14 protein-coding genes are annotated in these 13593 nt (G+C 33.7%); 5 read left to right on the forward strand and 9 right to left on the reverse strand.

What is annotated here, in order from left to right:
- Window positions 1–287: 287 nt before the first annotated feature.
- The 3 genes from QLQ94_RS15795 (at window position 288) to QLQ94_RS15805 (ending at window position 2744) form a co-directional block, all read left to right on the forward strand.
- Window positions 288–923, forward strand: a complete 636-nt coding sequence (locus QLQ94_RS15795; protein ID WP_482497755.1) for a hypothetical protein — start codon at window positions 288–290, stop codon at window positions 921–923.
- Between the two features lie 160 nt (window positions 924–1083).
- Window positions 1084–1536: a hypothetical protein gene (locus tag QLQ94_RS15800; RefSeq protein WP_271336846.1), complete on the forward strand. Its 453-nt coding sequence runs from the start codon at window positions 1084–1086 to the stop codon at window positions 1534–1536.
- A gap of 389 nt (window positions 1537–1925) precedes the next feature.
- Entirely contained in the window at window positions 1926–2744 is an 819-nt protein-coding gene (locus tag QLQ94_RS15805; RefSeq protein WP_271336847.1) for a 1-acyl-sn-glycerol-3-phosphate acyltransferase, read from the forward strand.
- Between the two features lie 136 nt (window positions 2745–2880).
- On the opposite strand, the gene QLQ94_RS15810 is transcribed toward QLQ94_RS15805, so the two are convergent.
- From QLQ94_RS15810 to QLQ94_RS15825, 4 genes are all read right to left on the reverse strand, one after another.
- Window positions 2881–4101 (reverse strand): DUF763 domain-containing protein, encoded by a 1221-nt coding sequence (locus QLQ94_RS15810; RefSeq protein WP_482497758.1) that lies wholly within the window; start codon window positions 4099–4101, stop codon window positions 2881–2883.
- A gap of 255 nt (window positions 4102–4356) precedes the next feature.
- Window positions 4357–4641, reverse strand: coding sequence for a hypothetical protein (locus QLQ94_RS15815; RefSeq protein ID WP_271336849.1), 285 nt, complete (start codon window positions 4639–4641; stop codon window positions 4357–4359).
- Between the two features lie 10 nt (window positions 4642–4651).
- Window positions 4652–4864 (reverse strand): hypothetical protein, encoded by a 213-nt coding sequence (locus QLQ94_RS15820; protein WP_482497760.1) that lies wholly within the window; start codon window positions 4862–4864, stop codon window positions 4652–4654.
- Window positions 4865–4953: 89 nt separating this feature from the next.
- Entirely contained in the window at window positions 4954–5604 is a 651-nt protein-coding gene (locus QLQ94_RS15825; protein WP_482497761.1) for a DUF1349 domain-containing protein, read from the reverse strand.
- A 164-nt stretch (window positions 5605–5768) separates the two neighbouring features.
- On the opposite strand from QLQ94_RS15825, the gene QLQ94_RS15830 reads away from it, so the two are divergent.
- Window positions 5769–6542 (forward strand): response regulator transcription factor, encoded by a 774-nt coding sequence (locus QLQ94_RS15830; protein ID WP_271336852.1) that lies wholly within the window; start codon window positions 5769–5771, stop codon window positions 6540–6542.
- Here QLQ94_RS15830 and QLQ94_RS15835 read toward each other — a convergent pair.
- The 4 genes from QLQ94_RS15835 to QLQ94_RS15850 form a co-directional block, all read right to left on the reverse strand.
- The gene (locus QLQ94_RS15835) at window positions 6531–8063 is read right to left on the reverse strand and encodes an MFS transporter (RefSeq protein ID WP_482497763.1); all 1533 of its coding nucleotides are present in this window, start codon (window positions 8061–8063) and stop codon (window positions 6531–6533) included. The two genes, QLQ94_RS15830 and QLQ94_RS15835, sit on opposite strands and share 12 nt — an antisense overlap.
- Window positions 8064–8172: 109 nt before the next feature.
- Complete coding sequence (locus tag QLQ94_RS15840) at window positions 8173–8796, reverse strand: carbonic anhydrase family protein (protein WP_271336854.1); 624 nt, start codon at window positions 8794–8796, stop codon at window positions 8173–8175.
- 124 nt (window positions 8797–8920) lie between these two features.
- On the reverse strand, window positions 8921–9649 hold the full coding sequence (locus QLQ94_RS15845; RefSeq protein ID WP_271336855.1) for a metallophosphoesterase family protein: 729 nt from the start codon (window positions 9647–9649) through the stop codon (window positions 8921–8923).
- Window positions 9650–9713: 64 nt separating this feature from the next.
- A complete protein-coding gene (locus QLQ94_RS15850) occupies window positions 9714–10880 on the reverse strand; it encodes an MFS transporter (RefSeq protein ID WP_271336856.1) in 1167 nt (388 codons plus the stop codon).
- 98 nt (window positions 10881–10978) lie between these two features.
- Here QLQ94_RS15850 and QLQ94_RS15855 point away from each other — a divergent pair, with 98 nt between their 5' ends.
- Window positions 10979–11830 (forward strand): AraC family transcriptional regulator, encoded by an 852-nt coding sequence (locus QLQ94_RS15855; RefSeq protein ID WP_271336857.1) that lies wholly within the window; start codon window positions 10979–10981, stop codon window positions 11828–11830.
- Between the two features lie 26 nt (window positions 11831–11856).
- On the opposite strand, the gene chrA is transcribed toward QLQ94_RS15855, so the two are convergent.
- Window positions 11857–13188 carry a chromate efflux transporter gene (chrA, locus tag QLQ94_RS15860; protein WP_482497765.1) on the reverse strand — a complete coding sequence of 444 codons (1332 nt, stop codon included), beginning with the start codon at window positions 13186–13188 and terminating at the stop codon, window positions 11857–11859.
- Between the last annotated feature and the right edge of the window lie 405 nt (window positions 13189–13593).

Below are 13593 nucleotides of genomic sequence, written 5' to 3' on the forward strand. Positions count from 1 at the left end.
TTGGGGCGGTAAAATACAAAAATAGAAATAATATTGATATTTTCTTTAAATCTCGCATGAAATGGCTTGTAAAGGAAAAACTTAACATGTATTTATCTTTCAAAAAACAGTAAGGCTTTATTTTTACCAGCCGGATCAGCCGCTGCTTTTTAATATTATTGTGCTGATTTGCTATTTTTGAAAAAAGTTAAGAACTGAAAAAACAATTATCGGTTGATTTTTATAGATTTGTAAAATCTGTACATTCCCAAAAACCGATTGGGAAACAATTATAAAATTTAAAGACAATGAAATCTGTTACTTCAATTTTTTTATTTTTAATGTTTGTCCATTCAAATTCATATGCACAACTGAGTTCAGATAAAATATTCGAAAGCTTTAAACAAGGAGAACGCACAAACTGTTCGTCGATTGCTTTTATCAAGGCTGCTCTAAATGTTTACGGATTAAACGATCTTTTTATAGTTGAAAAGATAAACGACAGTTTAAATAAAATAACACTAAAGAATGACGCATCATTTAATTTGAAAAATGATGAAATCAATAGAGCTAAAATTTCTGCCGGTTTTGTATTTATAAAGGACAATTGCGAGAGTGAAAAAATAACAGATTATGCAATATTGACTTATGCTGTGATGGCAAAATATAAGCAAATTATCGACAAGGAGGCTACTTTTAATAAGGCATTAGAGGATCTTGAGGATGGTGCAGTATATACACCGACTATTTATAAATATTTAGGATTTAAAATAGGCAAACAAATAGAAAAACTAAAACGACAATCAGGCAGTGAGTTTTGCGGCGTTGTTGCCTGGTCTACAGCACACGCAGTTTTTGTTTGTGAAGAGTTTATGGATTATTATGGAAACAAAAAAAGTATATGGATAAAATATCCTGGACGTTTTAGAATAATCAAGTCCTAGTAATCATTTTTTAAACCTGTAGATCGTATCTTATTTACGCAGGCTGACGGAATAGGGCAATAGCAATTCTTTAAATTTAAAAAAAAAGAATTTAATACAGTTGTATTTTAAGTTAATTTATATATTTTTGTTTTTATCAACAACCAATTACACAAAAAAAATGAAGAGTAAGATTATTTTACTAGGTGTCCTTTTCTTCCTGACAACTGGCGCTATTTCAGCACAAGCAAAAAATGCTCCAAGAAGTATTATCAGTACAACAGCTCTAATTCGCAAATATCATGATCAAAAAGAATTGAGTGGTATGCAAAAAGGAGAACTTTTAGAATTATACATTGAGCGTATTAAAGTTTTAGTAAAAACCCTGCCTTATATTGCTTTGGTTACTAAACCGGGTGTTACAATGGCAGACTTAGGTATTCCGGACGATGGTGTACACAAAAAGATATTAGAATCTCAGGCAGCCGGAACTACGACTTTCTTAGATACTACAGTAGAATTTCAGAGAAAGATGATGCCATATTCTGATAAAGGAAATCTTATCGCAGCCATCTTATTTTATGAAAATACATTAAAATCTTTGCACGAGTTCAATGAATTGAATGAAATGTAATTAAGCTATAGAAATAAAAGAAAAACAAAAATCCCATTTCGTTTGAAATGGGATTTTTGCTTTTATATAATAAATAAACCCTGAATCCGTTATTCCTTTTGTTAGTTCATAATTAATAAGATACAATTGTGTATTTAAGCCTGACAGCCATTTTTTCTGATATTTGTTTTATTTTTATATTCAGATGTTTGCATATAAAATCCGAGTATCTTTGGGCATGATTAAAATAAGAATATTACCGGCTCTTCTTTTTATAATTCAGAATTTTCATTTTGATTCAACACATTATCATAAACAAAATTTAATGAATTAATAATCTTCATTATTAGTTCAAACCCCTTATTAGGCTTTAATTAGTTCCACACTCAACCTTAACAACTGTACACTATATGACATTGATATCCAAAGAAAAATTTTCTGAAATTGCTGGTCTCTCTAAAATTCCTATTCCGGGATTACCTTCTTATTTAATGAAAGTAATGAAAATAAACAATCTCAATACGATTGTAAAAGAGGCAGGAAATCTTGAAGGTGCAGATTTTGCTAATCATGTCTTAGAGAAAATTGGTGTAGAAGTGCAGTTAGATGCCACCGAATTATTAAATATTCCCACCGAAGGAGCTTTTATAGTAGTTGCAAACCATCCTTACGGAGGTATAGAATCATTGGCATTATTAAGTACTCTTGCAAAAATACGTCCTGACACAATGTACATGGGGAATTTCTTATTGAAGAAAATTCCAAATCTTGAAAAATGTATTATTGCAGTAAATCCGTTTGAAAACGTGCAAAATTCTGCAAGTATTACAGGACTTAAAATGACACTGAAAGCTCTTGGAGAAGGAACTCCGGTTGCCATATTTCCTGCAGGAGAAGTTTCTTCGTATAATTTTAAAACGAGTCAGATTACAGATCCGGAATGGCATCCTGTAGTTGGCAAAATTATAAGTAAAGCCAATGTGCCTATTTTACCTATATATTTTCATGGTAACAATGGCTTTTTCTTTAGTATGCTAAAGTCAATTCATCCTATGCTGCAGACTTCAAAATTAATCTCTGAACTTTTTAATAAGCAAGGGCATATTTTGAAAATTACAATAGGCGAAAAGATTTTTTTAAATGAAGGAAAAGGTAAAGCGTTTGATCCTTTATTATTAAATAATCTTAGAAGCAAGCTGTACGCACTTAAAAATCAATTGCACAATTAATTGATTCTGGATTTTTATGCCGGTATTTATAAATAACGGCAAGGAAAATTGAGATCGATTTAGAAGATAAAAACATCAAAATAAACAAATCTCCAAAGTCATTTGATTAGGAGGTTTTTTTTGTTTTAAAGAATACCTAGAATAATTCCAGTTGATTACTAGGGTTAGCAGGTTTCTTTTTGGGAGGTTTAGCATCTCCAAAAATAGTTCTTCCGCCATATTTGTGCGATTCATCGCGTTCTCTCTGAATCAATGCATCAAAGTTAGTGTTGGGCGTAAAGCTTTCTTCCGCTTTTCTTGATATTTCAGATAGTTTCTGAATGGCTTGTATTTTGTCACTGTTTCCTATTTTAGCACGATTAATTGCTCTTTGTAAAGTGTCTATTGTTTCATCATAGATTTTTACAGGAACAGGAAACGGATGTCCGTCTTTTCCTCCGTGCGCAAATGAAAAACGAGCAGGATCATCAAATCGGGTAGGAGTACCGTAAATTATTTCACTAACCAATGCTAATGACTGCAAGGCTCTTGGTCCCATTCCTTTTAAAAGTAATAGTTCTTCAAAATCCTCCGGTTTATTTTCATGTGTTGCCCAAAGCATGGCACCAAGTCTTTTCATATTTACATCTTCCATCCTGACATCGTGATGCGCCGGCATAGAAAGATATTGCATCTCCTTGATAATTTTTGTTGGAGATTCTTTTGATAATTCTAAGATACCTTCTCTGGATTTTGTGGCAGCATGAGCAGTAAGATTTAAAATAGTGCCTTGATTTTCGCCATAAATAAAGGTATGTGGTTCATTTATAAAAGATTTTAAATCTTGCGAATGCCAATGGTATCTCCTGGCTGTTTGTGAGTTGGGATTCATTCCTTGCTGAATAACGGCCCATTGCCCTTTATTGTCGACAATAAAATTATGCTGGTACAATTGAAATCCGTCCTGAATGGCTGTATTATCAACTTTGGCAGTTAACCTGCTGCAATTTGCGAGATTATTACCATCAAGTCCGGTTTTTTCGCCTACAAATAAAAGTTCCTGAGGTGTTAGCAGAGAATTTTTGCCTTTGCCCCCGCAAATGTATATTCCAAGTTCTTTTGAATGTGGATTTACTGATTTTTTTAGTGCTCCAAGTACAGATGTTGTAATCCCGGACGAATGCCAGTCCATGCCCATTACAGCACCAAAACTCTGAAACCAGAAGGGATTACTTAGTTTGCTGATTACCTCAGAAGTAGAAAATTCCATAGCAATTGTTTCTACAATAGCCAAACCAAGTTTAGACATACGCTCAGCAAGCCATAACGGAACGTGTCCATAATGTAAGGGAAGATCTGCTGTACCGGAACGTTTCATCTGATGGGATTTGTATTGGTACAAAAATAAGCAAAAATATTGCTAAATAATTAATGCATTGTACATTGATTATTTAGCAATAGCTGTAGCAATTCTTTTTTGTCACTTGAAAAGCAGCAATTAAGAATCTTATTTTTAGCAATAGATAGAAATAAAAAGTGATGCGGATATTTTCTAAAAAGCATACAAATAGTTAATAAAAAATACTTGGTCTTATATCAGTTTTATAACTGTATAATTACCAATTCAGGTCACTTACTTTCCAGACCCTTTCATTCGGTTTTGACTTCTCATTAAGCTGTAATCACAAACCCCGTTTACAGTATATTCTATTTTGTATTCGGACAGAAGTTGCGTAATTATTTCCATTGTAGCATTTTCATCCAGACCAATTTGTATACCAAGATCAATAACATTATGATGTCCGTTACTTTTTATTAAAGCTTCCAGAAATTTATCCTTATCTCTCATCCGTTTTATTTTTTTTTGAAATGCAGTTGTTATTTTTACAAAACTATACATTAAATGTTTACCGTTCATGGTTGATATTTTATGAATTGCCATTTACAGGAAAAATATTTTCGTATGCTAATTCCGGATTGTGATGCTCATCTCTCCTAATATCAACAAACTTGCTCCACATGCTATTTGTTTCCTCTTTTACAGATTCACGAATTACGCTGCCTTGTGTTTGTTGGCAAAAAGCTTTTTGACAAATGGCAAGGATTATTAATAAAAGGTATAATAAAAATTTTGTGATCATAATTAGAGTTTATTAAATGCTTAGTTAAGAATCATTATTATGAATACTGAAGGAGAGACTGTATATCGTTGTAAATATTGCCCGAATAATTATTGATTATTCTTTAACCATTCTAAACGTCTTTGGTCCGGAAGATGGGTAATTTTAAAATCTTCAAAAATAGCAGTAAAACCTTTTCCGTCAGGGCTTGCCGCCATCATACCAACTTGTACGGTTTTATATTCCGGAAAATATACTGTGTTTGTCATCGTATAGTTGATTCCGTCGATTGAATAAAAAATTTCAACCGCATCAAGTCGGCGTACCGCTTTCATCCATACGTTTTTAGGTTTTTCTTTTAATCCCATTACACTCCAGGAACTTTTATCGATCGTATGAACGGTACTGATATTATAAACACCGTCTACATATTCGACCCCTGTTTTGATATAATTGTTTTCATCTATTCGTAACATCAGGCAAACCTGGTCGAATCTGGTTTTATAAACGCCGCTCATTTTTACAACTACTTCAAATTCGCCGCTTCTTTCTGTATAACGAAATGGTCCGTCGTAAACTGTGAATCCGTAATGGCTTTTGTTCCAGTAATCAGATTGCGGCGTAACCTGCATGGTAAGCTTATTGTCTTTTATTTCCCACTCAGCCGGCTCATTGAGCCAGTTCATTGATTTTAATTTTTGAGCATTTACTTTTACAGCCATAATGCCTATAAAGATTAAAACTAAGTGCATTCTGTTCATGATTTCTTAAATTTGAATTTTATTAATAATTTACAAAGTAGGGGATTCGTTATTTTTCTAACAATAGTTATTTATAACCATTTTACGTCAGAACGAAATATTTTTCTATTTTTAACGATCTTTATAGTAATTCGATACTATTAGAAAATAAATGAATTACTATTATGAATCCCATCTCGAAATTAGAAGATAATTTTTCTTTTGAATTTATTGACAGCCCGGATACGCGAAGAGAAGCGCTGGAAGAAGCTATTAATACAATGAAGGAATATGTAAAAATAGATCATTCAGTAGCTGTACTATCTGATTTGGCAGATAACAAAAGTTACATTTTTACGGGTGATTTTGGAAGTTTTTTTGAAATGGATACTTCGGGATTTTTAACTATTGATTCTATTTGGGAAGAGGATATTTATCAGCGCATTCATCCTGAAGATCTTTTTGAGAGACATCTTTTAGAATTGGAGTTTTTTAATTTCTTAAAAACGGTAGCGCCTGAAGAGAGATTGGCTTATGCTACTAAATGTAAAATCAGGACTTTGAATGCAAAAAAGGAATACCAGCGTATTTTGCATCGTAGTTTTTATCTAAAAAACAGTTCAGAAGGCGGTTTGTGGCTTGCGGTTTGTCTCTACAATTATTTATTTGAAAAAAATGGATCTGCAACCGGCATTGACGGGAAGATCGTGAATACCAAAACAGGGGAAAGTTTTCATGTTGACACGTATATAAACTGTATTAATTTGCTGACACTGCGTGAAAAAGAAATTTTATCATTGATTAGTAAAGGCGAAATCAGCAAGGAAATTGCGGCTCAGTTGAATATAAGTATCAATACTGTAAACAGGCACAGACAGAATATATTAGAAAAACTTCAGGTAAATAATTCTATTGAAGCGGTACGAACTGCAGATGCTTTGAATTTGTTACAGATTTAGTTTTGTTGTCTTCTTTGATCCGGAGAATATAATTGCAAGTGCTAATATTCCTAAAATTGATCCTGCTACAATTAATACTATATTGTGCGCGCCCTGGAAAGCGATCATTGCCGCATTTTTCATTTCCTGTTGTTTGGCAGCGTCAAGGTTATTGGCTATAATAAGTACATCGCTAATTGAATTATATGACTTATTACCAATCTCTGATAATAAATCTTTGCTTATAGAGAATTTTCTAATAAAAACCTGTGATAGTACGATTCCAAAAAAGGCAATTCCTAAACCTGTACCCAGCTCATATGCAATTGATTCCATAGAACCTGCAGTTCCGGCTTTGTCTATTGGTGCAGTCGCCATGATTGAATTTGTAGCGGCCATTAAAATCATTCCCAGACTAAAACCTAAAACAACCAGCCAGCCAAATACGGGAATGGTCAAAGAGCTGAAATTTAGAGTACTCAGCATAAAAAACGAAAATGAGGATATGAAAAGCACCGTAATAATTAGTTTTCGAAAACCTATTTTACCAATTAAATAACCGGTTAAGGGTCCTGCCAAAGCTGAAGAAAAAGCAAAAGGAATCATGAATAATCCTGCGTTTATGGGGCTAAACTTATGTACAAACTGCAATTCTTGTGCTAATAAAAATTCGAATCCAACAATAACAGCCATCGGTACAAAACACAATAACATAGCAAACAAAATCTGCTTGTTTTGCAGTAAGGATATATTGATCATTGCGGTATCTGTATTCTTTTGTTTTTTGAAGAACCATCTTAATAATAAAAAACCAAATAATCCGGCTATCGCAGAAACATATAAAGACTGATTTTCTTTAAAAATACTTTTTAGTGCGTACACGAAAACAATCACGCCAATTAATAACAAACAGGCATCTTTAAAAATCCAGGGTTTTTTAGGATCTGAAATGCCATTGGGAACACCAAACCAAATTAACGGAATAACGATTAACAATAACGGAATATTAATAAGAAATACGGCTTCCCATGAATAATACTCTACAAGTATCCCGCCAATTAACGGTCCTATTGCGGCTCCCATAGTTCCTACAGCAGCCCAAATTCCTAAAGCACGGCCACATTTTTCCTGGTCCGGAAAAGTCTGACGGATAATAGCGAGTGTTACGGGCATAATCATTGAACCTCCCAATGCTAGTAATGCGCGGGATAAAATTAAATAGAGAGGCTGGGTAGATAAGCCGGCAAATAAAGAGGCTAAAGCAAATATACTGACTCCAAAAATCAAGATTTTTTTATGACCAATTTTATCTCCCAATACACCCATTGGCAAAAGTAAACCTGCCATTATTAAGGGATATGTATCTATAATCCAGATTACTTCATTGCCTGTTGCGCCTAAAGAAAGCGTAAGTGAAGGAATCGCTATATGCAAAATAGTTGCATCTATGGTTACGGGAATAAGCGCAAGAATAATAATTGCAAGTATCAGCCATTCGTTTATTTTAGCTTTTTGCTTTGGCGATCCAATTAATTTATTCATAATCCTGCTCTCTTTATATTATAAATACAAAGTAAGGTTAAAATAAAGGGAACAGGTTATTAAAAACACCAAAATCACTAGCTCCAAAAGAGATTTGGTTCTTTTTGAACTATTCGTAAAACTTCACTTTTCCTGTTTCTACGTCATAAAGTGCCCCAATTATTTTAATTTTTTCCTGTTGCTCTAATTCAGCAATAATAGGACTTTCTTTTCTTACTCTTTCGATAGTAAGATGTACGTTGATTTCAGTAACATTTTTTACAAAATCTGCATTCGAACCATCTCTGTTTTCTTTTGTAGTTTTTTCGTTTAAAATGGCTGGTTGTATCTTATGGAGTAAAGTCGTTAAATTTCCCATTTCAACATGATTACAAGCGCCGGTAATAGCACCACAATTAGTATGGCCCAGTATTATTAAAACCTTAGTACCTGCCATTTTTGTGGCAAATTCCATACTGCCCAAAATGTCTTCGTTGAGGATGTTTCCTGCGATACGAATGCTGAAAATATCCCCTAATCCCTGATCAAAAATAAGTTCGGCAGAAGTCCTGCTGTCGATACAGCTTAAAATAGTGGCAAAAGGAAATTGCCCGTTAGAAGTTTCATTTACCTGCTGTAATAAATTACGGTTTGCTTTTAGATTGTTTACAAATCTTTCGTTACCCAGTTTTAAAAAATCGAGGGCGGCTGTTGGGGTTAAGTTGCTTTGAGTTTCTTTGGAATGTGTATACATAATTTTAATTATCTTATTTTTATATAAGTGTAGATTTTAATTAAAGTACAAATTTATAAATTATCCAGCCATTTTTAATTGAATACAGAAATTGAATGGAAAATAAACTCAGGCAATGCTAAAATTACTTGTTTAATAAAAAATCACCATAGAAATCAGGGATATCACTTTTGTAAATCTGTTGGGCCACTTCGTTTATATTGTAGTCTACTTTTACTATTTCTGCTTCAATTCCTTTTTCGGTAATAGTCAATATACAATAGGTGGCTTTTCTGTCGGTTTCTCTGCTTCGTCCTACAGAACCTGAATTAACAAATAATACATTCGAATGGTTTTGTATGTAAGAAAGATGTGTGTGCCCCATTATAACTGCATCTATACCTTTATCCTTTAATTCTTTTGCAGTATCATTTTTTAAATCTGATTCATAAATATAAGTATCATTACTGAGCAGACCTGCATGTACGAGAAGTATTTTTTTTGTTACCTCATTGATCCTGTATGTCAGTTCTAAATTATAAGGCAATGAAGCCAGCCAATTTTTATTTGCTGCAGCAATTTCGGTTTTACTGTGATTAATAGCGATGAGTCTGTTGGCGGTTTCTTTTTGGTCGTGATGAACTAACGGCACGATAGGAATATCAAAAGCGATTCTTTCGTCGTGATTCCCTAATAAACAGGGGATTCCTTTATTTTTAATTTTTTCAATAACTTCATTTCCCCATGGGGCAAAATCAACCAGGTCGCCAAGGCAATAAGTCTGGTGTATTGACCTGTTTTTAATATCATTTAATACCTCGTTCAGCGCGATAAGATTGGCGTGAATATCACTTATTATTGCAATTTGTATCATTTGTTTTAAGTTTTTAATAAGAGATCAAAACAGCATCTAATGTTGATTTTAGATCTGTTTATTTTTAAAGTTTATTTTTACTGGAAAGCCATACAATTGCAGCTGCGATTATACTCCATAATAACATTTGCAGCAATGCAAAGTGCCAGCCGCCTAAAGTCCAGCTAATTAATCCGAAAAATGTTCCTATTCCTGCACCAATAAAGTAGGTGGTCATATATACAGTATTCAAACGACTATGTGCTTCTTCGTCTAAGGCATAAATTCTTGTAAAGTTTGTGATTTGTGTTGCCTGAACACCAATATCCAAAAAGAAGATTGCGCCAATTAATACCGCAACAGATTCAGGAAACAGGATCATGGCAATAATGCTGCCCATAATAAGGCCAATAGTAAGGGCGAGATTTTTGAAAATTTGTCCTTTGTCCGCTAATTTTCCAAAATAAGGAGCAACTAAAGCGCCGCCAATTGCGATGACTCCAAAAAGCCCAATAGTTGACGATGAATACTTAAACGGAGTACCGCTTAAATGAAATGTCAAGGTGGTCCAGAACGAGCAGAATATTCCAAAAGAAAAAGCACCCAATAATGCTGCTTGTCTTAATATTTTATACCGCTTTACCAATTGCATGGTTGAGCGTAAGAGGTTGAGATAACTTCCTTTAAATTTAACGGGTACTTCGGGCAGGAATAACCATAACAATACAATACTGATTGTGACTAGCAAAGCAGAGAACCAATAAACACTTTGCCACCCCCAAATATCAGTAAGCCAACCGCTTATTAAACGTGATCCAAGGATACCACATAAAATACCGCTAAACACAACGCCTACGTTTTTCCCACGGTTTTCTTTATTTAAAGAGGCTGCCATTGGAAGAATAATTTGTGCGGGAGTAGAAAAAATACCGGCAAAGAAACTAAGGACCAATAGGGATTCAAGGTGAGAGGTATTGGCGATGAGTATTAATGTAAGTACTAATAAAAAACAGATTCCGATAATTAATCGTTTTCTGTTCATTTTATCTCCTAACGGCAACAAAAAAAACATTCCTACACCATAACCAATCTGAGCAAGCATGGCAATCTTGCCAACAGCATTTTCTGACTTGTGCAATGCTCCTGCGATATTTTGGAGAATGGGCTGACTGTAATAAACATTTGCGACAATTGTGCCGGCTGAAAAAGCCATAACCGGAATGGCGTATTTACTTTTATCTTTGATTAACATATTTATTCTTGTATTAATAATGCAAACTTAGGTAGTTGAAAATGTACAAAATGGTATAATGCGATAAACAATTTGTATATTTTGCCGATATTTGCAAAATGAAATTAGTTCAGTTTGAGCCGCTCTTTATAAGGTATTTCAGCACATCAGTATGGCCTTTTCCTTTGCACAATCACAATCATTATGAGTTTATGTTTGTAGCAGGAGGAAGCGGTACGCATGAACTGAATAAAATAAGCACTGAATATAAGGGAGATACAATGTTTTTTCTGGCTCCTGAAGATCATCACGATTTTTATATTGCAGAAGAATGCCAATTTAGCGTGATCAAATTCCTGCCCGGTGTATTAAAAGCAGGTATTAATTCGAGTACTACAGATTATTGGGATAATCTCTTAACCAGTTTAACGAGAAAGTGGCATTTATATGCCGTGGAGATCAATAATGACGTACAGTTTTTAAACAAGATCAGTACTATTATGCAACTTATGATTTCTGAATGGCAGGATAACAATCAGCAAGTGACAGAAATTCACACTAACCTTTTGAGAAGTTTGTTGTTGCTGATTGATAAAAGAATGAAAAATGCCAACGATACGACGGCTCAATATGGCATGACGCAGATCGAGAGAATCCAAAATTATATTCATTCACATATTCATTTTCCAGAAAAATTAACGGTGAAAAATTTAAGCAATACTTTTAGACTTTCTGAATCAGGTTTAAGGGGCATTTTTAAAAAGAATATGGAGATGTCTCTTGGTACCTATATCAGTTCTCTGAAGATTGAAATGATCAAAAACAGAATCAGGAACAGTGAGTGTTCATTATCTGAAATTGCATTGGAATTTGGTTTTACGGATTCAAGTCATTTTAATAAATTTTTTCAAAAACATACAGCTATAAATCCGTTAGGTTATCGAAAAGAAACTAAAGTAAACCCATTATAGGATTGTATATTTTATGAAAAGTAATGCTAAATACTTATAAGAAAATAGCGCAGCAAACCATATAGAAGACTGATTAGTATGAGGTATACCATGTTTAATTTATATCTTATAAGTAAAAACAAAGAGAACAAAACCCATCCCAGTGCCAGCCAATTTATATTGGGTAATGAAATCATTTTACCCAAAAATAAAATGCTTTCTCCTAGGTAAAATGCAAGATTAACAATAACCCCAACAACAGAGGCGGTAACGAGTGATAGAATAGCCTGAACTGTTTGATTTTTTTGAGATTTTTCAATTAAAGGAGCTCCTGTAAAAATCATAATAAAATTAGGAAGAAATGTAAAATAACTGGCTGTCAAAAGTCCCAGAGTTCCCATTAAAAGTGAACCGTTAAAATGGTTTAATCCCGCCATAAAGCCAACATACGATAAAACAATGACAAGTGGCCCCGGAGTAGTTTCAGCCAGGGCAAAACCGTCTACCATCTGGGTTTTTGAGAGCCAGGCCAATTTGCTTGTGACCAAACCGGCAACGTATGGAATTACAGTATACGATCCGCCAATTGTTAAAAATGCAGATTTTGTAAAAAGCAGGGAGAGTTTTTGCCAAAATAAGCTATCTGCAAGAAAATAGGTAACTCCTAAAAAAGGAATAAGCCAAAGGAGCGCAAAAACTGAGAGCTGTTTTATTATTGTTTTTGCAGGTGTTTTATGGGGAGCCGTATTACTATTAACGTAGTATGAATTTTCGTGATTGTCGATTTCATTTTTTCTCTTTTTTAAGATCATAAGACCAGGAGATACAAGGCTAATTATAATAGAAAAAAAGATTACGCTGATAATGATCCATGGTGTTGGAACGTTTAGAAACCACGAACAGATAAACGAGGAAAAAGCGACAAAATAATGTAAAAAACTCAGGAGTGATTTTTGGCTTACTTTCCAGGTAGCAAATATGATAATAGCCAAAACTGCAGGCTTTAATCCATCAAATACTGAAGTTAGTATTGGAGTGTTCCCATAAAGAGCATAAATAATGCTAAGGCATAAGAGGATAAAAATAGAAGGCAAAATAAAGAACAAACCAGATATAATACCACCTTTTATTCCGTGAAGTTTCCATCCCAGATAAATGGCCAGCTGATGCGCTTCAGGTCCCGGCAGGATCATACAGGCATTAAGCGCAGAGAAAAATTTACTGTTGCTTACCCATTTCTTTTTTTCGACAAGAAAATCGTGCATAATTGTTACGTGTCCTGTTGTACCTCCAAAACTAATCCAGCCTAATATAAACCAAAAACGAAATGCCTCTGAAAATTTAGGTTGCTGAATTTTATTCTCTTTAATTGTATGCATGAATGATTGTCTCTTCTAATTGGGCTTCTTAAGTGACTCTATTATCAGAAGTTGTTTTGTTTTATTAAGTTGGATTATAACTGATTCAGAGTAGGGATTTCTTAGTTGCTAAATTAAAAAATAGTAGGGGTAAAACCTAAAATGAAACTTATAAAATTTGATTTTTTAATTAAAAAGAAGGAGTGTATTACAGGATTGTTTCTAAGTTTTTATGTTAGGGTATTAGATGTGTTACACAAAAAAAAAAAGATATAAAAAGATGTAATTGGATATTAAAGCAAATTTGAAAATTCTGCTTTTCCTTGTCTCTATGTTTGTTCCCATTTTTCTTATTGGGCAATAGTATAGCTGTTTTAATATTTTTGTAGTCCAATTCTTTAGTTGCCAAAAAGTGCTCAAAAGCAT

The sequence above is a fragment of the Flavobacterium sp. B114r genome, assembly GCF_056824125.1.